20 protein-coding genes and 1 riboswitch are annotated in these 24,504 nt (G+C 41.9%); of the genes, 12 read left to right on the forward strand and 8 right to left on the reverse strand.

From position 1 onward, the window contains the following. The first annotated feature begins 116 nt into the window (after nt 1–116). Both ABMY41_RS05490 and thiI read left to right on the forward strand, forming a co-directional pair. Nucleotides 117–770 (forward strand): TetR/AcrR family transcriptional regulator, encoded by a 654-nt coding sequence (locus ABMY41_RS05490; protein ID WP_063529113.1) that lies wholly within the window; start codon nt 117–119, stop codon nt 768–770. A gap of 108 nt (nt 771–878) precedes the next feature. Next, nucleotides 879–2,336: a tRNA uracil 4-sulfurtransferase ThiI gene (gene thiI, locus ABMY41_RS05495; RefSeq protein WP_349274303.1), complete on the forward strand. Its 1,458-nt coding sequence runs from the start codon at nt 879–881 to the stop codon at nt 2,334–2,336. A 94-nt stretch (nt 2,337–2,430) separates the two neighbouring features. On the opposite strand, the gene ABMY41_RS05500 is transcribed toward thiI, so the two are convergent. Beyond that, on the reverse strand, nt 2,431–3,324 hold the full coding sequence (locus tag ABMY41_RS05500) for a 2-dehydropantoate 2-reductase (protein ID WP_289096946.1): 894 nt from the start codon (nt 3,322–3,324) through the stop codon (nt 2,431–2,433). Beyond that, entirely contained in the window at nt 3,317–3,667 is a 351-nt protein-coding gene (locus ABMY41_RS05505; protein WP_055021578.1) for a VanZ family protein, read from the reverse strand. The genes ABMY41_RS05500 and ABMY41_RS05505 overlap by 8 nt, the downstream gene beginning before the upstream one ends. Nucleotides 3,668–3,824: 157 nt before the next feature. On the opposite strand from ABMY41_RS05505, the gene ABMY41_RS05510 reads away from it, so the two are divergent. The 3 genes from ABMY41_RS05510 (at nt 3,825) to ABMY41_RS05520 (ending at nt 6,897) form a co-directional block, all read left to right on the forward strand. After that, complete coding sequence (locus ABMY41_RS05510; protein ID WP_054551104.1) at nt 3,825–4,307, forward strand: YajQ family cyclic di-GMP-binding protein; 483 nt, start codon at nt 3,825–3,827, stop codon at nt 4,305–4,307. Nucleotides 4,308–4,450: 143 nt separating this feature from the next. Beyond that, a complete protein-coding gene (locus ABMY41_RS05515) occupies nt 4,451–4,690 on the forward strand; it encodes a hypothetical protein (protein WP_054551105.1) in 240 nt (79 codons plus the stop codon). 165 nt (nt 4,691–4,855) lie between these two features. Then, nucleotides 4,856–5,010: riboswitch (cobalamin riboswitch) on the forward strand. Nucleotides 5,011–5,043: 33 nt separating this feature from the next. After that, nucleotides 5,044–6,897, forward strand: a complete 1,854-nt coding sequence (locus ABMY41_RS05520) for a TonB-dependent receptor (RefSeq protein WP_349274304.1) — start codon at nt 5,044–5,046, stop codon at nt 6,895–6,897. Between the two features lie 148 nt (nt 6,898–7,045). Here the strand turns inward: ABMY41_RS05520 and msrA are convergent, their stop codons facing one another. From msrA to ABMY41_RS05535, 3 genes are all read right to left on the reverse strand, one after another. Next, a complete protein-coding gene (msrA, locus tag ABMY41_RS05525) occupies nt 7,046–7,579 on the reverse strand; it encodes a peptide-methionine (S)-S-oxide reductase MsrA (RefSeq protein WP_054560929.1) in 534 nt (177 codons plus the stop codon). A gap of 84 nt (nt 7,580–7,663) precedes the next feature. After that, nucleotides 7,664–10,762, reverse strand: coding sequence for an efflux RND transporter permease subunit (locus ABMY41_RS05530; RefSeq protein ID WP_349274305.1), 3,099 nt, complete (start codon nt 10,760–10,762; stop codon nt 7,664–7,666). 3 nt (nt 10,763–10,765) lie between these two features. After that, nucleotides 10,766–11,818, reverse strand: coding sequence for an efflux RND transporter periplasmic adaptor subunit (locus tag ABMY41_RS05535; RefSeq protein WP_058585979.1), 1,053 nt, complete (start codon nt 11,816–11,818; stop codon nt 10,766–10,768). A gap of 241 nt (nt 11,819–12,059) precedes the next feature. Between ABMY41_RS05535 and ABMY41_RS05540 the strand changes: the two genes are divergently transcribed. From ABMY41_RS05540 to ABMY41_RS05555, 4 genes are all read left to right on the forward strand, one after another. Beyond that, a complete protein-coding gene (locus tag ABMY41_RS05540; protein ID WP_252949583.1) occupies nt 12,060–12,767 on the forward strand; it encodes a DUF2982 domain-containing protein in 708 nt (235 codons plus the stop codon). A 33-nt stretch (nt 12,768–12,800) separates the two neighbouring features. Next, nucleotides 12,801–13,133 carry a hypothetical protein gene (locus ABMY41_RS05545; protein WP_054551111.1) on the forward strand — a complete coding sequence of 111 codons (333 nt, stop codon included), beginning with the start codon at nt 12,801–12,803 and terminating at the stop codon, nt 13,131–13,133. An 83-nt stretch (nt 13,134–13,216) separates the two neighbouring features. Then, the gene (locus ABMY41_RS05550) at nt 13,217–14,893 is read left to right on the forward strand and encodes a DUF1566 domain-containing protein (protein ID WP_349274306.1); all 1,677 of its coding nucleotides are present in this window, start codon (nt 13,217–13,219) and stop codon (nt 14,891–14,893) included. A 1-nt stretch (nt 14,894) separates the two neighbouring features. Then, entirely contained in the window at nt 14,895–15,416 is a 522-nt protein-coding gene (locus tag ABMY41_RS05555) for a DUF1566 domain-containing protein (protein WP_252949585.1), read from the forward strand. On the opposite strand, the gene ABMY41_RS05560 is transcribed toward ABMY41_RS05555, so the two are convergent. Beyond that, entirely contained in the window at nt 15,404–16,513 is a 1,110-nt protein-coding gene (locus tag ABMY41_RS05560; protein WP_349274307.1) for a tRNA nucleotidyltransferase, read from the reverse strand. The genes ABMY41_RS05555 and ABMY41_RS05560 overlap by 13 nt on opposite strands. 125 nt (nt 16,514–16,638) lie before the next feature. Here ABMY41_RS05560 and ABMY41_RS05565 point away from each other — a divergent pair, with 125 nt between their 5' ends. Next, nucleotides 16,639–17,556 carry an AAA family ATPase gene (locus ABMY41_RS05565; RefSeq protein ID WP_058585795.1) on the forward strand — a complete coding sequence of 306 codons (918 nt, stop codon included), beginning with the start codon at nt 16,639–16,641 and terminating at the stop codon, nt 17,554–17,556. Between the two features lie 13 nt (nt 17,557–17,569). Then, the gene (locus tag ABMY41_RS05570) at nt 17,570–18,622 is read left to right on the forward strand and encodes a general secretion pathway protein GspB (RefSeq protein WP_175082418.1); all 1,053 of its coding nucleotides are present in this window, start codon (nt 17,570–17,572) and stop codon (nt 18,620–18,622) included. 19 nt (nt 18,623–18,641) lie between these two features. On the opposite strand, the gene ABMY41_RS05575 is transcribed toward ABMY41_RS05570, so the two are convergent. Both ABMY41_RS05575 and putA read right to left on the reverse strand, forming a co-directional pair. Next, the gene (locus tag ABMY41_RS05575; protein ID WP_287246100.1) at nt 18,642–19,850 is read right to left on the reverse strand and encodes an HD-GYP domain-containing protein; all 1,209 of its coding nucleotides are present in this window, start codon (nt 19,848–19,850) and stop codon (nt 18,642–18,644) included. A gap of 160 nt (nt 19,851–20,010) precedes the next feature. After that, on the reverse strand, nt 20,011–23,814 hold the full coding sequence (gene putA, locus ABMY41_RS05580) for a bifunctional proline dehydrogenase/L-glutamate gamma-semialdehyde dehydrogenase PutA (RefSeq protein WP_062566400.1): 3,804 nt from the start codon (nt 23,812–23,814) through the stop codon (nt 20,011–20,013). 166 nt (nt 23,815–23,980) lie between these two features. Here putA and ABMY41_RS05585 point away from each other — a divergent pair, with 166 nt between their 5' ends. Continuing rightward, nucleotides 23,981–24,463, forward strand: coding sequence for a winged helix-turn-helix transcriptional regulator (locus ABMY41_RS05585; protein ID WP_054551119.1), 483 nt, complete (start codon nt 23,981–23,983; stop codon nt 24,461–24,463). Nucleotides 24,464–24,504: the final 41 nt, after the last annotated feature.

The raw sequence follows: 24,504 nt of genomic DNA on the forward strand, positions 1-24,504 counted from the left end.
AAGGTACTAAGCCGATTGAGGTTAATATTTTTCAAGGTAGTATTTAATTGTCGCGCATTTGTTTATACTGCTCGGCTGGGGACCGTAATAATCATAAAAAACAGAGTAAATAGTCTATGAGCACAAAGGACAAGATCATACACACCAGCATCGAATTATTTAATCGCCACGGTGAGCGTGCCATAACAACCAATCATATCGCTTCGCATATGGGGATAAGCCCAGGTAACTTGTATTATCACTTTAAAAATAAAGAAGATATTATTCGCCACATATTTGCTTTGTATAGCGACCATTTACATACTCACTTTAAGCCATTGGCTCCTGATGATGATGCGTTAGAAAACCTAGCCGGTTATCTAGATTCACTGTTTGAATTAATGTGGCGTTTTCAGTTTTTTTACGACAATTTAGGCGATATTTTATCTCGTGATGAAGAGCTGAAAAAAGGTTACATTGCGTTTCAAGCTGAGCTTTTAGAGCAAGTCAAAGATGTACTGTTTGCATTACGTGAAGGCGGTGTTATTTGCATTGAAGATGAAGATGTCACAGAACTTGCGCACATGCTTAAAATGACCGTGAGCTTTTGGACGCCTTACATCAAAGCTCGCCGCTTAAGTGGTGAACTTGCCAGAGCTGATATTTACAATGGTATTTTAAAAGTATTACTGCTATTAAAAGCTCATTGCACCGAGCAACACCTAGAGCAAGTAAACCAATTAAGAGCTAAGTATTTAGCCCTAGCTGAAACAGAGCAAAGCGAACAATAATCCCGCAAAGCAGTTTATTTCCTAGACGCTATAATTTTTGTTATAATCGCGCGCCCTTGAGGTTGCTATACCTTAGGGCGTGTGAAATCCACAGTCTAAGAGTGAACTATGCTTAAATTTATCGTCAAATTACACCCTGAAATCGCGATCAAGAGTAAATCTGTTCGTAAGCGTTTTACCAAGTTATTAGAAAATAACATTAAGATCGTTTTGCGTCGTGTTGACGAAAAAGTTCAGGTAAGAAACAACTGGGACAATATCTCTGTTGTTAGCTTGCTAGAATCTGAGCAAGTTCGCTTAGATATTATCGATGGCTTAAAACGCATTCCAGGTATCGTACAGTTTATTGAAGTAACAGAAACAGACTTCGACTCAATCGACGATATTTACCAAAAAGCACTTGAACTAATCGGCCACACGATTGCGGGCAAAACATTCTGTGTGCGTTGTAAACGTTCTGGTAAGCATGATTTCACATCGAGCGATGTAGAGCGCTACGTAGGTGGTGGTTTAAACCAGCATGTTGAAGGCGCGCGCGTTAAGTTATCTCACCCTGAAGTGACTGTTCGCTTAGAAGTGCGTGATGATAAAGCATACATTGTTACTCAAACTCACTTAGGTATGGCGGGCTTCCCGCTGCCAACACAAGAAGATGTATTGTCGCTTATGTCGGGTGGCTTCGACTCTGGTGTTGCCAGCTATCAAATGATCCGTAAAGGTGCGCGTACTCACTTCTTGTTCTTTAACTTAGGTGGTGCGGCTCATGAAATCGGTGTTAAGCAGGCGAGTTATTATATCTGGAAACAGTTTAGCTCTACTCATAAAGTGAAGTTTGTTACTGTTGATTTTGAACCTGTTGTTGCTGAGATTTTAGAAAACGTTGAAAACAGCCAAATGGGTGTTGTGCTTAAGCGCATGATGATGCGTGCCGGTAGTCAAGTTGCAGAAAAACTAGGTGTACAAGCACTAGTAACTGGCGAAAGTATTGGCCAGGTATCAAGCCAAACATTGGCTAATTTGAGTGTGATTGACCGTGTGACGGAAACTTTAATCATTCGCCCGTTAATCCAACACGACAAGCAAGATATAATCAATATTGCGCGTCAAATCGGCACGGCTGAGATGGCAGAAAGCATGCCTGAATACTGTGGCGTAATTTCTAAAAAGCCAACGGTTAAAGCGAAAATCAAAACTATTCTTGCCGAAGAAGCTAAATTTGACTTCGACGTGCTAAATACAGTTGTTGAAAATGCGCGTGTGATGGATATTCGCGATATCGACACCGAAGCAAAAGAAGAAGTGAAAGAGGCTGAGTCTGTATCTGATTTACCTGAAGGGGCGGTTGTTGTTGATATTCGCTCACCTGAAGAGGAAGACGCAAACCCATTAGAGTTTGAAGGTATTGAGGTTGTACATTTACCTTTCTTCCGCTTAGCGACTAAATTTGGTGACTTACCAAAAGATAAAGAATATTACTTATATTGTGCTAAAGGTGTGATGAGCCAGCTACAAGCGCTGATCTTGCACGAAGAAGGCTTTAGCAACGTCAAAGTGTATCGCCCGTAAGGGATGCTAATAAAAGCGCGATATGTTCGCGCTTTTTTAATGTCTGAAATCATTACGAGAAACTTTACTCTTTCCCCTAGTAACTAGCAGCTAATTAACTTTTTATTTTTACCATGCTCAGCATGGCCTGATTATAGGGGGTTTTTATTCCTAACTTAGCGCCTTGCTCGCACACATAACCACAAATTGCATCAATTTCAGATTCTCGATTATGGCTGATGTCTTGCTGCATAGAAGAAAAGTTTTCAGCGGTGGCTGTCATCACAGAATAGGCTTGCTCCAGCGCCTCGCTGAGTTTTACTTTAACTCCTTGTTTATTAGCAACCAGGCACGCTTCACTAAGTAAATTGATTATGCGCGTGCTAAATTGCGGTGCACGTAGCTGGCCATTTTTTACGTTATGAATCGCTGTTAACGGGTTAATAGCAATATTCACTAACAGTTTTTGCCATCGCAATGAGTGAATATCATCGCTCACAGAAAAGTGTGGTAAGTAACTAAACTGCTTCTTAAGTTCACCGAGGTTTTCGCTTGCAGCTGCATTACATGCACCTAACACGCTTTCGCCATTACCAGTATGGCTAACACTATAAGGCGTTGTTTTAAAACCAGCTAAACGCGTTGTTAAAAACGCTAACCCTTGCGTTTTTAACAGCTGGGCATTGAGCTCATCGACATTCCCCATGCCGTTGTGAGAAAGAACGATTTGGCATGTTTTACTGAGGTAAGGTTTTACTTGTCCAAAGGCAGTTTGCACCTGAAATGCTTTAACTGTGATTAACACCAAGTCAAAGGGGGCGGATTGACTTAGCTCTTTGTGGTGAATAAGGCGAGCTTTAATTGGGTTTGATTTACCATTACTCGCTTGATAAAAACGCGTGGTCAGGGTCGGTTTACGGGTCAGCAATGTAATGTCATGTTGTGCAGATAAAAGATGGCTAAACAACAAGCCAATTGCACCGTCGCCAACAATTAAAATGTTAGCCATTACGTTGTTTACTACCTAAATGAAACCCAAGTTTTATGATAAAGTAGCTAACTGCACCGATAAAATCAGCGACAAAATCCCCAACCGAAGCTTGACGGTAAGGCAGCATATCTTGCATAAACTCTATGGCTGCACCATATCCGGCTAACAGTAAAATTTGCACCATAAGTGGCAATTTAAAGGCTTTGTCCATCACCATGGCCAGTACAAAGAAAATACCAAAATGCGCCACTTTATCTACGTGTGGAAAGAGGTTGCTCACCCCTTTAATTTCTTTGGCAAATAAAATTGTAAAGCCAATAATGCTAGCTAAAAAGATAACTTGGTAAACACGCCTTGTCACAATAACCCCTAAAAATGCCGAAATTGAATGGTCAGTATATCAAACAATTTTTGCATCGCACCTGAACAAGTTGGATAAAAATAGAAAGAATCGATAAATAAGCGTTATAATTGCCAACCATAAATGAATTTAAAAAAGACTATGTTAGGAGAACCCCATGCCTTCATTTGATATTGTTTCTGAAGTAGAAATGAACGAAGCGCAGAATGCAGTAGATAATGCAAAGCGTGAACTAGAGACGCGTTTTGATTTTCGTGGTGTTGATGCATCAATCGAACTAAGTGATAAAGTAATTAAGTTAAAAGCAGAAGCACCACAACAAGTTATGCAACTTTTTGACATTCTTGCTGCGAAAATTTCAAAGCGTGGCTTAGATGTATCTAGCCTTGAGCTTAAAGATGAGTCGCGTAGCGGTAAATACGTAATGCGTGACGTTGCTCTTAAGCAAGGTATCGAAAAAGACGTAGCGAAGAAAATCGTTAAGCTAATCAAAGACTCAAAGATCAAAGTACAAGCTGCTATTCAAGGTGAAGAATTACGTGTAACTGGTAAAAAGCGTGATGATTTACAAGAAGCAATGCAAGTTGTTCGTACTGCTGATTTAGGTCAACCTTTCCAGTTCAAAAACTTCCGCGATTAATACTCTATGTTTTTAGCTTTAAGCTGTAAGTTTTAAGCTATAAGCCTACAAGTTTCTGAACTTTACAAGGAGCGTATTTTGAGACAAATATTAGGTTACAGAGAAAAAGATATCTTCTAGCTATTTTCAGCTAGAGGATATTTATGTCAGTAAAAAACAAAGCAATAGACCGTAATAAACACGGTAAAATAAACAGAAAATACACAGGCCCACACAGTACTTATTTTTACCAACAAACACCAAGTTGGTGGGTGAAAATGACGATGACCAAGCCAAGAAGACGTTTAAATAAAGCTCTTTGTAAGCTTGTGCTGAATGGTGCTGACCCAGAAGGAATTGTTTTTCCGTTAGGAAACTCGAAACCTCATGAGTATTTCTGGTAATCATTGTTTTATAAAAGCCAATCAGCCATGCTGATTGGCTTTTTTACTTTCGGCTTACACCTTAAAGCTTAAAATTTCATTTTAGCAGTATAGCCGTCCATTGACTTTCTTCCCCAAAATCATCACAATAACGGCCTATTTTCGAGGTGCTTGCTGTATCTTCTGATACGTTTTATTTCAAAGGGTGAAATAGTCGCAAGATAATCGGGAAGTCGGTGCGTTTTCAGGGAGAAAACAATGCCAACACTGCCCCCGCAACGGTAATGTATATGCCATGCATGTACAGAGTCCGGAGACCGGCCTTGAAGTAACTTACTATTCGCGTGTGCGGTGGGCACAGGCTAGGGGATATCATGCTAAATAAATCTGCGTTAGGCGTAGCGGTTGCTGCTGCGTTGTCTTTTTCTGTATCTGCTGGCGAGCAATCGATCGAGCATATCACAGTTACTGCCAATAAATTCGAACAATCAATTAATGATGTATTAGCCAGCGTTACTGTTATAGACCGTGCTGATATTGAAGCAAGCTATGTTCGTGACTTACCAAGCTTACTGGCCACCCAAGCAGGCTTTCAAATTAATGCCAATGGTGGTTTTGGGCAAAGCTCAGGAGTTTCATTACGTGGTGCAAGTTCTCGTCATACGCTAATTTTAATTGATGGTGTACGCACCGGCTCTGCAACACTTGGCTATAAAAGTATTAGCAATATTCCTTTAAACAGTATTGAGCGTGTTGAAGTAATTAAAGGCTCACGTGCTGCTGTATATGGTTCTGATGCGCTAGCAGGTGTGATTAATATCATTACCCGTAAAGCACAAAACACGACCCTAGATGTTACTTTTGGCTCAGACTCTTACCAAGAGTACCAAGTAGCGACAGGTGGTCAGTTTGCGGGTGTTGATGTTGCCGTTAATGCCGGTTATGAAAAAACAGATGGATTTGATGTTCTGCAAGGCTTAGCGCCTGATGAAGACGGTTACGAGAACAAAAACCTTGGCTTTAATCTAGGTTATCAAAATGAGCAGTTAGGTGAGTTTTTAGCGCAAGCACAATACTCAGAAGGCGAAGCAAAATACGATAGCGCTTATAGCCCTGCAGACAGCACTGTAGAAAAAGGCGAGTTCGAAAATTACCAAGCTTCACTAGGTTGGAAAAAAGCTTTCGAAAAACACAGCCATGCCATTGATATTGCCATATCAAGTGATAGTTCAGATGACTCACGTATTGATTACACAGGCGCAACGGTGGTCGATAAGTTTGAAACTGAGCGTGAGCAAATTGATTACAATGGCCAATACTTTTTCAATCAAGCGCTGACTCTTAGTGGCGGTTTGAATTGGTATAAAGATGAAGTGAACACTAACTCAGGTACTTACTTAAAAGACAGCCGTGAAGTATTCGCTGCGTTTGTTGGCGCTTATTATGACGACGAACAAGTACTGGCAAACCTAACCGTTCGCCAAGATGATGATCAACAGTTTGGTGATGAAACAACTTACACCGCAGCTGTTGGCTATCACTTAAATGACATTGCTACATTCCGCGTAAGTCAAAGTACGGGTTTTAAATCTCCAACATTTAATGACCTATATTACCCAGGCTCAGGTAACCCAGAGTTAAACCCTGAAACATCAGATAACCAAGAGCTTGGCTTATCACTCAATGTGAATGATATCAGCTTAGATATTGCGATTTTCCGCAGTGAAATCGACAACAAAATCGCTTGGGCACCAAATGCATCAGGGCAGTGGATCCCAACAAATATAAACGAAGCTCGCCACGAAGGTGTTGAGTTTAGCTTTAAAAACCAAGTGTTTGGCTTTGATCACAGCTTTAACTTTACCTACCTTTCAGCGGAAGATACTGAGACAGGTCAGTCACTAACCTATGTGTCAAATCACACTGTGAATTGGTCATTAAACAAAGCATGGGGTGATTTTGATGTCGGTATCGATATGCAATACCGTGGTGATCGTGATGGCAAGTTAACGCACTTACCTTCGTATACGTTATGGAATTTAGTTGGTCACTACCAAGCAACTGACAACTTAACTGTGTCACTACGTGTAGAAAACCTATTCGATAAAGAGTACAACGCCGTTGATGCCTATGGTACAGACCTAGATGGTGATTACATCAACGACGAATTTTATTACTACAACACGGCCGAGCGTCGCCTGTTTGTAGGTGCCCGCTATCAGTTCTAATAACCACTAAGGTCAGCTGAGTTGTTTACTTATAGCGAGTAATTGACATTAATTTGCCCGATGATGTCATTAGTCTTAAGTTAAAACAAGCTCAGCGTTATTATTAGTTCTGCGTCTAAAAGCTCGCTACCTACTTAGCGGGCTTTTTTCATTTTAGTTTATCTGCGTAATACTGTTCGAACTTTGCAAGCTTAGGGGCAATCAGAATACTGCAATAACCTTGGTTTGGGTTTTCATTGTAATAGTCTTGATGGTACTGCTCTGCAGGGTAAAAGTTTGTAAGCGGGCTAAGCTCGGTTACAATCGGCTCACGAATTTGCTTTTGTAAGGCATCAATCATGGCTTGAGATTCTGCTTTTTGCTTTTCATCATGATAGTAAATAACACTTCGATACTGGGTGCCGACATCATTACCTTGGCGGTTTAACTGTGTGGCATCGTGTAAAGTGAAGAACATTTCAAGTAGGGTGTTATAGCTTACAATACTGCTGTCAAAATCGAGCTGAACAACTTCAGCGTGACCCGTTAAGCCAGTACAAATTTGCTGATAACTTGGGTTTTCAATCTCACCGCCGGCATAGCCAGAGCTGACATTAAGCACGCCTTTTACACGTCTAAATGCAGCATCAATACACCAAAAGCAGCCGCCGCCAAAAGTGGCTATTTGTATGTTGTTATCCATATTTCACTCCCTTACCGTTTTGCTGACTATAGCCGAAAAAACAAAACGCCGTAAAGACGGCGTTTTGTTAAAGCTCAAGCTTGTTTAAATTTCTTCTAACGGCTTGTCTTTTGCTTGTTGTTCTAACCTGCTCTGCAAGTACTCTGGCGACTGGGTATTTCGGGCAAGTGCGCTGTATGCTGCAGGTACTACGAACAAGGTAAGTAAGGTTGCAACAATAACACCTGTAAATACCACCACACCAATTACCATGCGACTTTCTGCACCTGGGCCACTTGCAAGAACCAGTGGTACCGAGCTCATTACTGTGGTCAATGAGGTCATAATAATTGGGCGTAAACGTTGTGTCGCAGCTTGGCTAATTGCTTCGTTAAACTCAACACCTTTATCGCGCAGCTGGTTTGCAAACTCAACAATCAAGATACCGTTTTTCGCACTTAAACCTATCAGCATTACGATACCAATTTGGCTGTAAATATTCAGAGTAAGTCCGGTGTACCACAAGCCAAATAACGCACCCACTAAACCAAGTGGCACAGTAAGCATGATCACAAATGGGTGAATAAAGCTTTCAAACTGGGCTGCAAGTACTAAGAAGGTAACTGTCAGTGCCAGTATGAATACATAGGTCATTGCCGATGCACCTTCATAGAACAGCTGCGATTCACCCTTGTAGTCAATTGCACCGTCGATGTCGTTTTCTTCTGCTGCAACTTGATTTAAGAAGTTAAGCGCTTCTTCTAGGGTATAACCATCTGCTAAGTTCGCACTTAACGTAATTGCGCGCATACGGTTATAACGGTTTAAACGCGATGCAGTGGCTTCTTCTTTTAAGCTAATTAAGCTATCAAGCGGTACTAATTCGCCACTACGTGATTTTAAATAGATATTTGAGATATCAGTCGGGTTAGCAAAGTCTTCTTTGGTGCCTTTTAAAATCACATCGTATTCTTCACCACGATCGATAAAGGTTGTTACGCGGCGTTGCCCTAACATGGTTTCGAGTGTGCGGCCCACATCCGATACAGAAACCCCTAAATCAGCGGCTTTGTTTTTATCAATGTTGATTAAAAACTGCGGGAATGTTTCTTTGTAATCGTGGTCAATTCTTACCAAGCCCGGGTTTTTCTCAGCACGTTTGATAATACGGTCTCGCCAATCGGCTAGTTGGTCGTAATCGTTACCTTGCAGTACAAATTCAATCGGGCGAGATGAACCACCGCCACCAATACCACGGCGCATAATTGCAAACGCACGCACATCGGTCACTTCAGTCATTTTACCGCTGATTTCATCCATTACTTCCCAGGTCGAGCGCTTACGCTTATCCCAGTCGGCCATACCAATGATAGCAACACCACCTTGGCCGCCCCATCCAGGTACACGAACAAGCACTCGGCTCAATTCACCAGACTCAGAGTAAGGCATTAAACGTTCTTCAATTTTAGCCATGTTTGCAGCGTTATTTTCATAACTTGCGCCCTCTGGGCCACTCATCATGATAAAGAAAGTACCGCGGTCTTCTTTTGGAGTAAGCTCTGAAGGCACTTTTTGAAACAGCATAAAGCTGGCAACACCAGCCAAAATCATAGTCAGTAGTAAGCTCCACTTACGGCCCATATTTGAAGCGAGAGAGTTACGATAGGCGTTTTCGATTTTGTTAAAGGTTCTATCCATCCACTGGCTAAATTTACTCTCTTTTTCTGAAGCTTTTAATACTTTAGAACAAAGCGCCGGAGAAAGGGTTAATGCAGTAATACTCGAGAAGAACACCGCGGCACTTACTGCCATCGCAAATTCGGTAAAGAGGGCACCGATACGACCATCCATAAACACTAGCGGTACGAACACCGCAATCAGTACGAGTGTGGTGGCAATAATCGCAAAGCCAACTTCACGGGCACCACGAAACGCAGCAAGCAGTGGTGGTTCACCGAGCTCTATACGGCGGTGAATATTCTCAAGCATTACAATCGCATCATCTACCACTAAACCGATAGCAAGCACGAGTGCCAGAAGAGTTAACAAGTTGATTGAGTAACCCATAGCGAGCAAGAACATAAAGCTGCCTACTAACGCCACTGGTACGGTTACAGCAGGTACTAGGGTTGCGCGGATATTGCCTAAAAATAGGTAAATAACCAAGACAACTAGCGCCATTGAAATCCCAAGGGTTCTATACACTTCATCAATAGACTCTTTGATGAAAATTGATGAGTCATAGCTGTCTTGAATGGTGGTGCCTTCTGGCAGGTTACGCTTAATTTTTTCAAGCTCTGCGCGGGCATTATCAACCACGGTTAGGGTATTGGCTTTGGCTTGCTTGACGATACCTAAACCTATCATATTACGGCCATTGCCACGGAATAAGCTTTCGTCGTCAGCAGCTTCTAAGTGAACATCAGCCACTTCACCTAAACGTACTAAATAGCCATCATCGCCACGTTTGATTACTAGGTTTCGAAAGTCTCGCTGATCTTTATAACTACGCGCGGTACGTACTGTAAAATCACGGTCGATAGATTCGATTTCACCGGCAGGTAATTCAACGTTTTCAGTGCGTAAGGTGTTTTCAATATCGCTACTGGTAATACCGCGTGCTGCCATCGCTTTACGGTTTAACCAGATTTTCATTGCGTATTTACGCTCGCCACCAACGCGTACATTAGAGACACCATCAACAACCGCTAATCGGTCAACAATAAAGCGCTGTGCGTAATCAGATAACTGCAATGAATCCATAGTGGTACTGTTTAGTACGAACCAGGCAATTGGGCTTTCATCACTGTTTGATTTAGAGACCTCTGGTGGGCGAACTTGCTCTGGCAAGCTATCAAGGGCACGGGCTACACGTTCACGTACATCGTTTGATGCAGCATCAATATCGCGGCTGATATTAAACTCAATGGTTATATTTGAGCGGCCATTTCGGCTTGATGAGTTAATACTTTTAATGCCTTCGATACCCGAAATGCGGTTTTCGAGTACTTGGGTGATTTTAGTTTCAATAATCTCTGCGCTGGCACCAGTGTAATCGGTGCTAACGCTGACAATCGGTGTTTCAATATCTGGGTATTCACGCAGGGGTAGCATAGAAAAAGCCACCAAACCAAAGGTGAGTAACAACAGGTTTATTACGATCGCAAAGACCGGGCGTTTAACGCTAGTATCAGTAATTTTCATGGTTTAGCCCTTGATACTTACTTTGCTGCCAGTACGGATCTTAATGATGCCTTCAGTCACAACTTGCTGACCATTTTCAAGGCCTTTATCAATTGCTACCCAGCCATTGTGACGACCAGCCACATGTACTTCGACTTTGTTAGCAACGCCATCTTCAATTTGGAACACGTAGTGTTTGTCTTGCTGAGGAATGACGGCTTTCTCTGGTACCATTAGCGCTTGGTTTGAGCTTAACTCTAATGCGGTGTTTAACAGCATACCTGGGCGTAATAGACCTTTTTCATTGATAAAGCTTGCAGTCACTTCAACGCTACGAGTGACTGAATCGATACGCGAGCTAATATGTGTCACTTTACCGTTAAAGGTTTTATCTGGGTAAGCATCGTTTTGCGTCATCACTTTCATTCCTAGCTGTAACTGCGCTAGGTATTTTTCTGGTACTTTAAAGTCGACTTTAATGATGCTGATATCATCAAGGGTGGTGATGTTTGTAGTATTGCTAACATAAGTACCAATTGAAATTTCGCGCTTACCAAGTAAACCAGTGAACGGTGCTTTAATCGTCATTTCGGCAAGTTTTGTTTTAGCGCTTTCTAGTTGTGCTTCGGTTGCGTCAACGCGAGATAGCTGCTCTTCTAGTAACGATTTAGCCGTAGCTTGTGAGCGAGATAGCTCAGTAAGACGTTCAAGTTGACGGCGTTCTTCACGTAAATTAATGCTTAGCTCTTTCACTGCTAACTCTTCTTCTTGAGATTGCAATTGAACCAGTTTTTGACCTTTACTGACTAAGTCGCCATCATTGAAAAAGATATCGGTAACATAATCGTTTTGTGCACTGCGAATATAAATAGCTTGGTTAGCACGAGCACTACCAATTGCTTCTATTAGCACAGCATTTTCTTCGGCTGTAACAGTGTGCGCTGTCACTTGAGTTGCACGGTCGCCAAAGTTGCTTTGCTCACCTTGGCTTGAAGGTAAATACAAATAAATACATAACCCTAGTAAAAGGGTAATAATAAAAGGAAAAAGTGCTTTACCAGATTGTGTAGAATACATCATCGTGTTACCAGAAAATTAGTTGAGTGTAGTGTACAAAATTAGTACGTGCCCAGTATGTCAGGTATCTCATAAATTTGTGCATTTGGCGTAAAAGTTAAAAGTTCGGCTAATTTGTTCCTTTATTGTGACTAAAAGAGAGGTTTTAGTATGGGTAAAGAGCCAAAATGTAATTATTGTTTAACGCTTAGAAAGATAGTTTTGGTCACAATTGTGATGTTTATTTTTTACTTTTCTGTTTATGGATAAGAAACCACCTGCACTTAGAGTGCGCGCACAAGCATCCCGCCATGGCAGTGAGTTTTTAATTGTTGGTGGTATTGGGCTAATCATTATTATGCTAGTTAACTTATTGAGACCCGGTGAAATTAGCATTGTTGAGATTTTTTTAGCCACAACCTGCATAGCGGCAATTTTTATTGGCTTTTTAAAAACTCAAGAACCATACTTTAGCCTAACATTTACTCAGAATTTACTTATTTATCATCACAAAGTTGGGAATTGGCAGCTAAATCGTGCTAATTTTCATCATAGTGGTATACCAAAAGTGGAACAGGGCTTAGAATACCTTGAGTTAAACGCAGTTGGTATTAAACTCAATAACATAGATGAATTTTTAACTCAGATTTCCCCGAGAATTGCCGGACGATTACTAATAGAGCAACGTCATTTATTTATGCAAGTCATTCAAAAGTATTGCAAAAATGGTGATTGCCCATCAGAATGGTTAATAGAAGAGACGGACTACACTGCCCCTAGTGGTCAGGTTTACAAAGGATTGATTGCCATGTTTGCTAATCGCACGCAACATTTAAGGCAATTAACAGGATACGATTTATTATTGCCAGCCAATGTTCTTGATGTTGATATTTGGCAATTTAGTACAAATTTAAATCGTTGGAAACTGAACCCTAATGAGTTTATTGAGACTCGCTTACAGAAAAAGTAAGCAGTTAGGTGCAGTAAGTAGCAGGATAAGACTATGAGTCAAGAACGTTCTTTTATTAAAAGCGGTCGAAACACAATTATACATAAAGATAAAAAACTCGACTTAGTGGTTGTGAATGGTGAGAACCACCCACGCATTAAAGTTACTCAAAATGGTTTAGAGCCGTTTAAAGAAGACCTGCCAAAAAACCGTCGTGAAGCCAAAGAGCGCTACTTAGAAATGGTGTATGTATCAAGCCCAGATGTATTTGCAGAAGAAAAACGTTTGTTGTTTATCCAAGCCTTAGATGGCAGAGAGTACAAAGTAGATTACAGTAAGATAGGCACTAAGCTCTTCGTACGTATTCATCAAGAAAGTTATTTATAACCTCGACTCTGGCACTTTAATTGCTTGTTATTAGCTTATTTGGCAGTCGGCCATGACCGACTTTGCATTTTAAGGTGGTAAACATGAGATTAGTGCCTCTTACCCTAGTTGCATTAACGACATTAACAGCCTGTGGCGGCGGTGGCGGTTCGAGTGATTCGAATCCAGTGGCAGCAACAGTTAATGCAGGCTCAGATCAGCAAATTATTGAAAAAAGTGAATTTACTGTCTCTGCCCAAGGCTCACCAGCTGATGGCACCTTTACTTGGGAGCGAGTCAGTGGCCCCGCACTAGAAGGGTTCCCTGCAGAGGGCGCTGAACAAACCATTACCGCGCCTGATATTAAACTCGACTCTGAACTTGTTTTAAAAGTGAATTATCAAACCGATGGGCAACTTGTTTCCGATCAGGTTAGTATTTTTATTACATCAAATAACCAACTGCCTGTTGCAGTGATCACGCAAACAGCTCCTGAAGAGTTACCATCGCAATATAATGATGTTATTACATTAAGTGGCGAAGAGTCTGCTGATATTGATGAAAATGGCTCAGTTGACAGTTACTTGTGGACTCAACTTGATGGCCCTGATTTAACGGCTGACAGCTACAACAATCAAACCATTAGCTTTACTCACCCACTACTTGAATCAAATACAGCGATGACGTGGCGTTTAACTGTAACGGATGATGAAGGTGGCTCAGCAAGCACTGAGGCGTCGTTTACCTTAAACAAAACCGTTGAAGTAATTATTGCGGATGCAGGCGAAGATCAGCAGGTTATCGAGTTTGATACCGTTACCCTTGATGCCAGCAATAGTGAAATTGTGACGGCAACAAAGTCATGTTTTTGGCAGCAATTAACAGGCGAAACCGTGACCTTGGCAAATCAGAACCAGTGTATCACGACGTTTGTAGCCCCTGATGTTGATACCGATTCAGAGCTTAGTTTTGAAGTTACCGTGACCGACAGTAAATCGCGAAGCGACACTGATACTGTGATTATCGATATTAGCCCAAAACCACTTGGTTTAATTAACGATACAGGCATGAGTGATTGCTATAACAACTCACAAAAAATTAATTGTGACAGCGAAGACTTCCCAAGCCAAGACGCCGATGTAGGTCGTGATAGTGTCGCAAACCAACTAGATAAAGTAGGTCAGGGTGACTTAGCGTTTGATTTTACTAAAATGAACGAATATGCCGACGAACTACCTGATGATGCGACCAGCTTTAGTTGTGTACGCGATAACGTCACGGGTCTTATTTGGGAAGTAAAAGAAGCCAGTTCAACATTACCACCGTCGACAGCTGATCGTGCAGCAACAAACCATTATACTTGGTATTTAAATGGTTCAAGTGGTGTGCAAACAGGCAGTGTGCAAGGGGCTGCGAGCTCTACTTGCCCAAGCACCAGCGACTGTGGCCTGCAAACTTACATTAATTATGTGAACAGCAACGATTTTTGCGGTGGTACAAATTGGCGTGTGCCAACTTACACCGAGTTATTAGGGTTATTAGATTATGCCAAGCAAGGTGAGTCTACGTTACTTAATAGTGATTTCTTCCCAAATCAACCAAGTGATACTCAGCTAAGCAGTGATAGCAGCTCATTTATGCCTTATTGGACTTCGCAAACAGCGGCAGATGGTACGAGTTTATCGCAAGCTTATATTATCGATATGAGTAGTGCTAATGACTTAGCATATCCAAAAAGTAATACCGCCTTTGTGCGCTTAGTTAGAACGCCGGGAGAGTAATATGCGAAAGTTACCTTTAATCACAGTAATTACCGGTATTGCTCTGCAATCGGGTTTTGCTGCTGCGCAAGTATGTTACAGCGCCGTCAATGAGACGACCCCTGATAGCCGTTTTGTAATTAATGAAGATGGCACTGTAAGTGATAGCGAAACGGGTCTTATGTGGCAACGTTGTACGTTTGGTCAAAGCTATGATAGTGACACAGATACTTGCGAGGGCACGAGCCAGCAACTTACTTGGGGCGAAGCTTTACGCGGGGCTGAAAATGCAACTTTTGCTGATTACACTGATTGGCATGTACCAAATGTTAAAGAGTTAGCAAGTATTTTAGAGCATAGTTGTGTGCAGCCTAGCATTAACGAAAACGCATTTTTATCGACTAAGCTGCAAAACTACTGGAGTAGCACTTCAGGAATCAGTCGCACTGATCTAGCTTGGGTGTATCAATTTGATAAAGGCATCAACAGCCTTCACGCAAAAACGTCCGATGTTTATTTGCGTTTAGTGCGCTACGAAAAGTAGCCTTTAATAATCTCTAACCGCGCTTGCTCAAGCGCGGTTTTTATTTCTGCGCCTTTAATACCTTGTGCAATAAACTGTTGCGGGCTGACTGCTCGTGCTTGCGTGGCTGCATTTACTAAAGAGTCATAGCGGGCTACTGGCTGTTGTTGACTTATCTCTAACACCTTTAATACTTGCTCAAAACGTTCAGGACGACGCCATAAATCAAGTTGGTTAAAGCAAGCAAAAACGGCCTCGCTAGATGGTTTTTCTGCACTTAACGTTGTTTGATGTGTTTGGCTAAATAGCGCTAAATCGCGCACTTCATTAGGTAAGCGTATCTTACTAGCCATCGCTTTTATCTCGTCGCTTGAAAGCGCTAAGGTAACTTGGCTAAATAATAACGCAGTGTCACTAACTTGCAGTTTATTCGCATAGGCAAAGCGAGCTTGTAAGGTATGGTAAAGCTCATCACACCATTTACTTTCAAGCTCAGAGCTAATTACATGCAGGCCGCCAATACTATCAAGTACATTTAAAAACTCGCTAAATGCGCCATCACTGAGGGATTTTTCGCATTCTAACCAAACGCGTTCAGCAGTTAGTGTGTTTAGCTCTTTGGCTTTGACCATATTAATTAAAAGCGCCTTGGTTTCTGGCGCAATAGCAAAGCCGAGGTAATGATAACGAGCAGCAAAACGCGCTACGCGTAATATGCGTAGAGGGTCTTCACTAAAGGCATCGGAGACATGACGTAACACACGATTCTCAAGGTCTTGTTGGCCAGAAAAAGGGTCAACTAAGCTGCCATCTTGAGCTTGAGCAATGGCATTTACGGTGAGATCTCGACGAATTAAGTCTTGCTCTAATGTGACATCTGGCGTGAAATCACAAATGAAGCCGGTGTAACCTTGGCCTTGTTTTCGCTCGGTGCGCGCTAGCGCATATTCTTCTTTACTTTGTGGGTGTAAAAATACCGGAAAATCTTTACCAACTTGTTGATAGCCTTGGCTGATCAGTTGCTCAGGCGTTGCACCAACTACCACATAGTCGCGCTCTTTAACGTCACGACCAAGTAGGGCGTCTCTGACTGCGCCACCGACTAAATAAACCTGCATAAAACACCTATAATTTTGCCTTTTCGCTATTTTACGATATTTAACCAATAAAATGTAAACAAGGTTTTAAGTAGCGATGTTTTTTGCCATTATAGACCGTGATTTTAAACGCAAGGAATAACACGGTGTATTTAAGCTATTTTGGCTTGTCAGAAAAACCCTTTTCGATTGCCCCAAATCCTGAGTATTTATTTCTTAGTGAGCGCCATAAAGAGGCGTTAGCGCACCTTACCTATGGATTAGGTGAAGCGGGTGGCTTCGTTTTGTTAACAGGCGAAGTGGGTACAGGTAAAACAACACTAACTAGAAGCTTGCAAGAGCAGTTACCTGAAAACACCCAAGTGGCACAAATTCATAATCCGGCTTTGTCACAGCTTGAACTGCTTGCCAGTATTTGTGACGAATTAAAGATTGAATATGACAGTACTAATGCGACTTTGAAGACCCTTACTGATGTGATTAAAAAGCACCTTGAGGCAAACAATCAAGCGGGCGGTCACACCATCTTAATTATTGATGAAGCACAATTACTCGCACCTGATGTGCTAGAGCAGCTGCGCTTGTTAACCAATATCGAAACAGATCATAAAAAGCTGCTGCAAATTGTATTAGTAGGGCAACCTGAGCTTCAAGAACTACTAAAACGTACTGAATTAAGGCAACTTGCCCAGCGTATTACTGCGCGTTATCACTTATTACCACTGACAGAAGGGCAAGTGTTTGCCTATGTTAAGCACCGTTTATTTAAAGCGGGCACAGAGCAAGCATTGTTCTCAGGGGATGCGTTAAAAGCGATTTATCAGGTTACTCAAGGCGTACCAAGATTGATCAATTTATTATGTGAGCGCTGTTTAGTGGGAGCTTTTTCACAGCAAAAATTGAGTATCGACAGCGAGCTTGTGATGCGCTCAGCCGCAGAAGCACTGCCGCCAACCAGCACTCCTGTTGCTGTAGCAAATAAAGAGCCGAGTTATGTTTGGCTTTACCCAGTTTCATTTTTAGCCGTATTAGGAATGGGTATTGGTTTATCCTACCTAATATAACGAGTGTTCATTTATGTCATTATTACTAGATGCAATTAAACAATCTGATCAGCACGCACAAACTGCCGTTGATCATGACCAAGCCGCACTTGCGCTCAAACAACAGCAAGAATTAACACGGTATCGACGCTTAGCTTTTTCATTTGGGCTATTACTGGCGGCTATATTAACGCTTATGGCAGGATTTTCGATTGGTAAATGGTTACAGCAAACTAAACCTGTTGCTGAGCAGCCAAAGCTTGTTAATAACAGTAATGAAACCACAGAAAACGTTGCCACTGAGGTTCAGGCAAGTCCTGAAACACAGCAACCCGCTAAGCAACAGCAAGTAGCGCAAAGCCAAAACCCGCAAGCGACCAATAACCCAGCCCAAGTAACAACGATGCAACAAGGGCAAGTGCAACAATCTGTACCGCAACAAATGATGCAGCAGGTGCCAGTGCAAGGTCAGCAATATCAGTGGGTACAAGTTCCGGTAAATTCAGCCCCTGTGTATGCAAATCAAGGTTATCAAGTACAACCTCAGTACCAGCAACAAGCTGTGTATCAAAATCAGCCAGTGTATCAGTCACAGCCACAGTTTTCGCAGCCAATGCAACAAATCAATCCGCAGCAAATGAGCAGTAATGGCATTGATTTAAGTAAATACAAGGTGCTCGGCAAGCCACTTAATGGTCAGTCAACTCAACCTGCTTCTCAATCATCAACAAATGATGAGCTCAAAGATGTACCAGATACATTGAAAGATGCTTTTGCTAAAGCGGTTGAAGATGTTGATAACAAACATAGTGTTGATATTACCCGTAGCACTAAAAACACGTCTTATGCAGAGCCAATTGAGCTCTTACCTGATGCATTACAAAGCCTTATTCCTACCATTAAATACCAAGCGCATATTTATGCTTCAGAAACATCGAAGCGCTGGATCAAGTTAAATGGGCGTGAGTTATACGAAGGAGATAACATCGGCGTGTTATCAGTCATTGAAATCACACCAGAGCAGAGCTTATTAAGCTACGATGGCTATGAGTTTACGTTAAAAGCATTACAAGACTGGCCTGAGTAGCCAGTCTTTAGTTTAAGGGCTAAGGTAGAATTGCACTTTTAAAAAAGCGGATCAGGTCGATGTTAAAGTCTCTCGGCCTGACTGCTGATTCTAAGCTATCGTGACAACGGCTGTTAGCCAAATCAATATCTTGCACTTCGGTATAGCGTGCATGTTTAGCGTTATAAAACACTTTAACTTGAGGTTTTAAAGGGCTTGTAGGGTTACTGTGAGTGACCACACCTAATTTTTGGCTTTCAAGTTTCACTAAGGTGCCGACTGGGTGAACACCGATGCACTGAATAAACTTAGTGACTAGGTCTCCGTCAAAGCTATCTGGGCAGCCATCTTTAAGTATTTTAAACGCCTTAATTGGCTCCATGCCTGCTTTGTAGACCCGCTCAGCGGTTAATGCATCATACACATCAACAATCGAGGCCATACGTACGTACAAGCTTATCTCTTCACCACTTTTACCAAATGGGTAGCCACTGCCGTCTAAGCGTTCGTGATGGAATCCTGCTATATCAACAGCAATCCCGCTCAAGCCTGCTTGTTCTAAAATTTCTTTACTAAAACGAGCATGATCTTGAATAGCTTGGTACTCTTCGTCAGTTAACTTGCCAGGCTTATTGAGTATCTCATCGGGAATATTGATCTTGCCAATATCGTGAAGTAAAGCACCGGTCGCAAGCTCTTCAATAATGGCTTTTTCAATACCTAAGTGCTTAGCAAAAATACTCATCAAAATTGATACATTGATAGAATGCTCAAGTAGGTAAGCATCTTTTTCACGCATACGAGTGATACAGGCAAGCGCATCTTGATTACGAAAAACCGAATCAATAAAGCCACTTGCGAGTTCTTTAAAAGGGGCTATATCAATTTTGTTGCCATCGCGGATATCGTCAAAGGCTTTGCTTTGTAATGACCTTGCTTCGTTATATAAGCTGTTTGCTTTGCCCATTTCTGCCGACACACTATGGGTTGTGTGCCAAGGGTCAAAAGCACTAGTCTCGCCAACAGGTTGCGGATTATTTTGCTGCTCAACCACTTTATTCTCACTGTCTAAGGTCAGTGTTTTGTCTGGGTCTATTGCTATTTCTAATATGCCAGCCTTGATCAGCTTATCTATACTTCCCTGTGTTTTTACCCAACCTTGGTTTTTTATACGGATCTTGCCTGTTTGTTTTGTCACACTTTGGACAAACATGCCGGGCTTAAGTTGATTGATAGGGAGTGTTTTCAAAGCCTTTACTTCTAGTCGAATACATTACTATAAAACTAGCAGAAAATTTGTAGCTCGGTAAACAAGAATAATAAAAAGGTATCTGTAAAATCAAAAGCCCCCGCAAATGCGAGGGCTTTTAAGTAGCTCAGGAAAGTTTAATTTCCTTTAACTTATACGATTACTCGTCGTCTTCAACTAAGGTCATTAGTGATGTGTTACCACCTGAAGCGGTTGTATCAACACTGATTGTTTTCTCAGTTAGTAAGCGCTTGATTAGCGTGTCGTAGTACTCAGAGCTGATCACTGGCAGGATTGCACCTTTACGTTGTGCTAGCTGCTGGCTGAAGTAGCCTAAGCGTGATGAACGAGCTGCAACAACCGCACCTGCAAGGTGAGGGTGCGCCAAGATAGCTTGTAACTGATTAGGTTTAGCTACTTGGAATACACCTTCAGCGATACCTGTTGAGATAAACTTGTCTCTGAATGCAACTGCTTCGTCAAAGAATAACTCAGAAGCAACCGTGATTACTGTGTTACCAGCAGCAAGTGCTGTGATAATCGAAATTGCCCAGAAGTTAAATGACGTACTCTTATCAGCATAACAAACCACACAGCCACGAGGCTCTAAGTGAAGTGTGTTTGACTCACCCGTTGGTCCAGGTAACACAGTGTGCTTACGCATGTGTTTTTCAAGACGGTTAAGTTGCGCACGGGCATCAGCTAGCGTTAATGCTAAATCATCTGCAAGCTCGTCGATAATTTCTACAGTCGCTACTTTTGCAAGTAATTGACGTACAGCAGAAACTCGGTCGTTCAGTGGTGTTGCGCGCCAGATTTTCTCGTCGCGTAATGAGTTATCCATTAACGTAGCAACCTGCTCAGCTGCACCTGAATAGTGGTGAGTATCTAACTCATCAGGTGTTAGGTTTGTCATTTGTACGTTATCTGGTGATGCTTTTTCTTTCACTAGACGTTGTAGGTAGTTAGGGCCACCCGCTTTAGGGCCTGTACCAGATAAACCACGTCCACCGAAAGGTTGTACGCCAACAATCGCACCGATCATATTACGGTTGATGTAAACGTTACCTGCACGTGACATTTTCGCTAGGTATTCACAGCGCTCTTCGATACGCGAATGCACACCCATTGTTAAGCCAAAGCCTGTGCCATTGATTTGGTCAATCACGTTATCAAGCTCTGTGCCTTTAAAGCGGATGATATGTACACATGGGCCAAATACTTCGCGCTTAAGTACAGATAAATCTTTGATTTCGTATAAACGAGGCGCAAAGAAGTAAGCACCATTTTCATTGTTATCAGGAATAGCACACTCATAGTGAAGTGTTGCATTACCTTTTAAGTATTCAACATGGTCATTTAAATTTTTCAGTGCTTTTTCGTCGATAACAGGACCGATATCCGTTGAAAGCAATGACGGGTCGCCAACGTGAAGCTCTTTTAAAGCACCTTTGATCATCTCAATGATGCCATCAGCAACGTCTTCTTGTAAGAATAATACACGCAGTGCAGAACAGCGTTGACCAGCACTTTGGAAACCTGAACTGATCACATCGTCAACAACTTGCTCTGGTAGAGCGGTTGAGTCAACGATCATACAGTTTTGACCGCCTGTTTCAGCGATAAGCGGTACTTGAATATCATTACGCGCAGCAAGTGTTTGCGAAATAACAGTACCTGTTTCTGTAGAACCTGTGAACATAACAGCTTGAATGCGCTCATCAGGAACGATGGTTTTACCTACTTCGCTACCACGAGCAATAACAGGTTGTACAACGTGCTCTGGTAAGCCTACAGATAGCATAAGTTCAATGGTACGAAGTGCGATTAAGCTTGTTTGCTCAGCAGGTTTAGCAATAACTGTGTTACCTGTCACGATTGCTGCAGCTACTTGACCTAAGAAGATTGCAAGTGGGAAGTTCCATGGGCTGATACATAAGATCACACCACGTGCTTCGAAGCGCTCATCTTCAGAAAGTTCCTCAGCGCGTGCAGCGTAGTAGCGGCAGAAATCCACTGCTTCACGAACTTCATCGATACCATCTTGAGTTACTTTACCTGCTTCTTTGATACATAGTGCCACTAACTCATCGTGGTGACGCTCTAAGATGTCAGCAACACGACGTAATAAGTTTGCGCGCTCTTTTACTGGCGTTTGTGACCATGACTCAAATGCTTTTTCTGCATTTTCTAAAAGAGCAGTCATTTCGTCAGAAGATTGTAGTTTCACATGACCAATGATTTCTTTGTGATTTGCAGGGTTCTTCACAGGAAGAGAGCCTTCTGGCACATCGCTTAATTCAATGCGGTGCTCAGCAAACCAGGTATCAAGGTTTTCTTTAAATGGTGTGATTACATTGATATCAGTTAAGTCCATGCCTTTTGAGTTAGCACGTTCTTCACCGTATAAATCAATTGGCATCTTGATTTGCGTGTTGTACTTGTTACGTAAACCTTGCAGTGTTTCTACAGGGTCAGGTAATAGTGACTCAACAGGCTTTGTGGTATCAACAATCGCATTTACGAATGATGAGTTAGCACCGTTTTCTAATAAACGACGTACTAAGTAGGCAAGTAAGTCTTCGTGTTGACCCACAGGTGCGTAAACACGACATTGAATTTTCTCTTGGGTTACGATTTGGTCGAATAACGACTCACCCATACCGTGTAGGCGTTGGAATTCAAAACCTTCGTTATCACCTTTTGCAACTTCTAAGATTGTTGCTGCAGTGTAGGCATTGTGTGTAGCAAATTGCGGGTACAGTACATCACGAGCTTCAAGTAATTTGATAGCACAGGCTTTATAAGAAACGTCAGTGGTCGCTTTACGTGTAAATACCGGGTAATGATCTAAACCATCTTGTTGAGTGGTTTTGATTTCTGTATCCCAGTATGCACCTTTTACAAGGCGAACCATTAGTTTACGACCAACGCGACGAGCTAGCTCTGCAACCCACTCAACGACAAAAATAGCGCGCTTTTGGTATGCTTGAACTGCTAAACCAAAGCCGTTCCAGTTACCTAAATCGTCATCACTGAATACCGCTTCAATAACATCTAAAGAAATATCTAAACGGTCAGCTTCTTCAGCATCAACAGTAAAGCCGATATCGTAGCTTTTCGCTGCAAGTGCAAGTTCTTTTAACTTAGGTACGATTTCAGCAATAACTCGTTCACGATGTGTGAACTCATAGCGTGGGTGAATTGCAGAAATTTTAACTGAGATACCAGGGCTCTTGATTGGACCACGGCCATTTGCTGCTTTACCAATCGCGTGGATAGCTGTCATGTAGCTGTTGAAGTAACGCTCTGCATCTTTCATTGTGCGTGCGCCTTCACCTAGCATATCGTATGAGTATACGTAGCCTTTTTGCTCTTTATCGGCTGCACGTTCAATTGCTTCGTCGATAGTACGACCCATAACGAATTGCTTACCCATGATCTTCATCGCGAAGTTCACAGATTTACGAATAACAGGCTCACCTAAACGACCAATTGTTTTCTTAAGAACACCGAATTGCTGCTCTTTTGACTTGTCGCTGTAGTTAACCATTTTACCGGTTACTAACAGACCCCAAGAAGAGGCGTTTACAAATAAAGAATCGCTGCTACCTAAATGCGAGCTCCAGTCACCTTTAGCAAGTTTGTCACGAATTAGTGACTCTTGTGTTGCTTTATCTGGAACGCGTAATAGTGCTTCTGCAAGACACATTAATACAACGCCTTCCTCACTTGAAAGTGAGAATTCATTTAATAGTGCATCTACACCGCTTTGACCATCCTGATCGCGACGGATATTTAAAACCATTTGACGAGCACGTTCCCACGCTCGGCTACGCGCTTTCACGCCTACTTCAGCCAAAGGCAAAATATGATCAATAACCGCATTTTCGTCAATACGGTAGAAATCACGGATCTTTTGTCTAATTGGACATTCAGTTGTCAAATCGCCATTAAATAGCATATGTAACCCTCTGGTATGTGGAGTCTAGAAATGAACTTATTGCATTTCTTACCATTGATATAATTCGTGCATTCTAATTAAAATCCAGCAGAATATGCTGGTTAAATTTTTCGATTTACGATAATTTACAGGGCATACCGTTAACTTAGCCGCATAAAATTCTGTTATGACCAGTCCGAATAGATTACGCATGTTAGATCGCATCGATTTAGCAATTTTAGACGCTCTGCAAAAAAATGGCAGAATATCGAACGTAAACCTCGCAAAACAGGTAAATCTGAGCCCAAGCCCGTGTCTAGATCGTGTAAAACGTTTAGAGCAAGAAGGCTACATCGAAGGCTATTACGCAAAGCTTAGCGAAGCAAAGCTTAACCAGAGCTTGTTAGCACATGTGCAGGTATCGTTAGTGACCTCGAATACATCGGTATTTAAAGTCTTTCGTGAATATATTTTAAATATTCCACAAGTGGTTGAATGCGACATGGTTGCTGGTGGCTATGACTACTTATTAAAAGTACGAGTGTCTGATATGGATGAATACCGCCAAGTGCTGGGGGATTTAGTTGATATCCCAGGGGTAGGTACGCATCACACCTATATGGTGATCGAAAAAATTAAACAAGATACCGGACTAAGGTTCGATATATAGATACAAAAAAAGCACCATCAGGTGCTTTTTTATTGACTATT

Origin of the sequence: Pseudoalteromonas sp. BZA4, from assembly GCF_040104395.1 — a bacterium.
Lineage (GTDB): Bacteria > Pseudomonadota > Gammaproteobacteria > Enterobacterales > Alteromonadaceae > Pseudoalteromonas.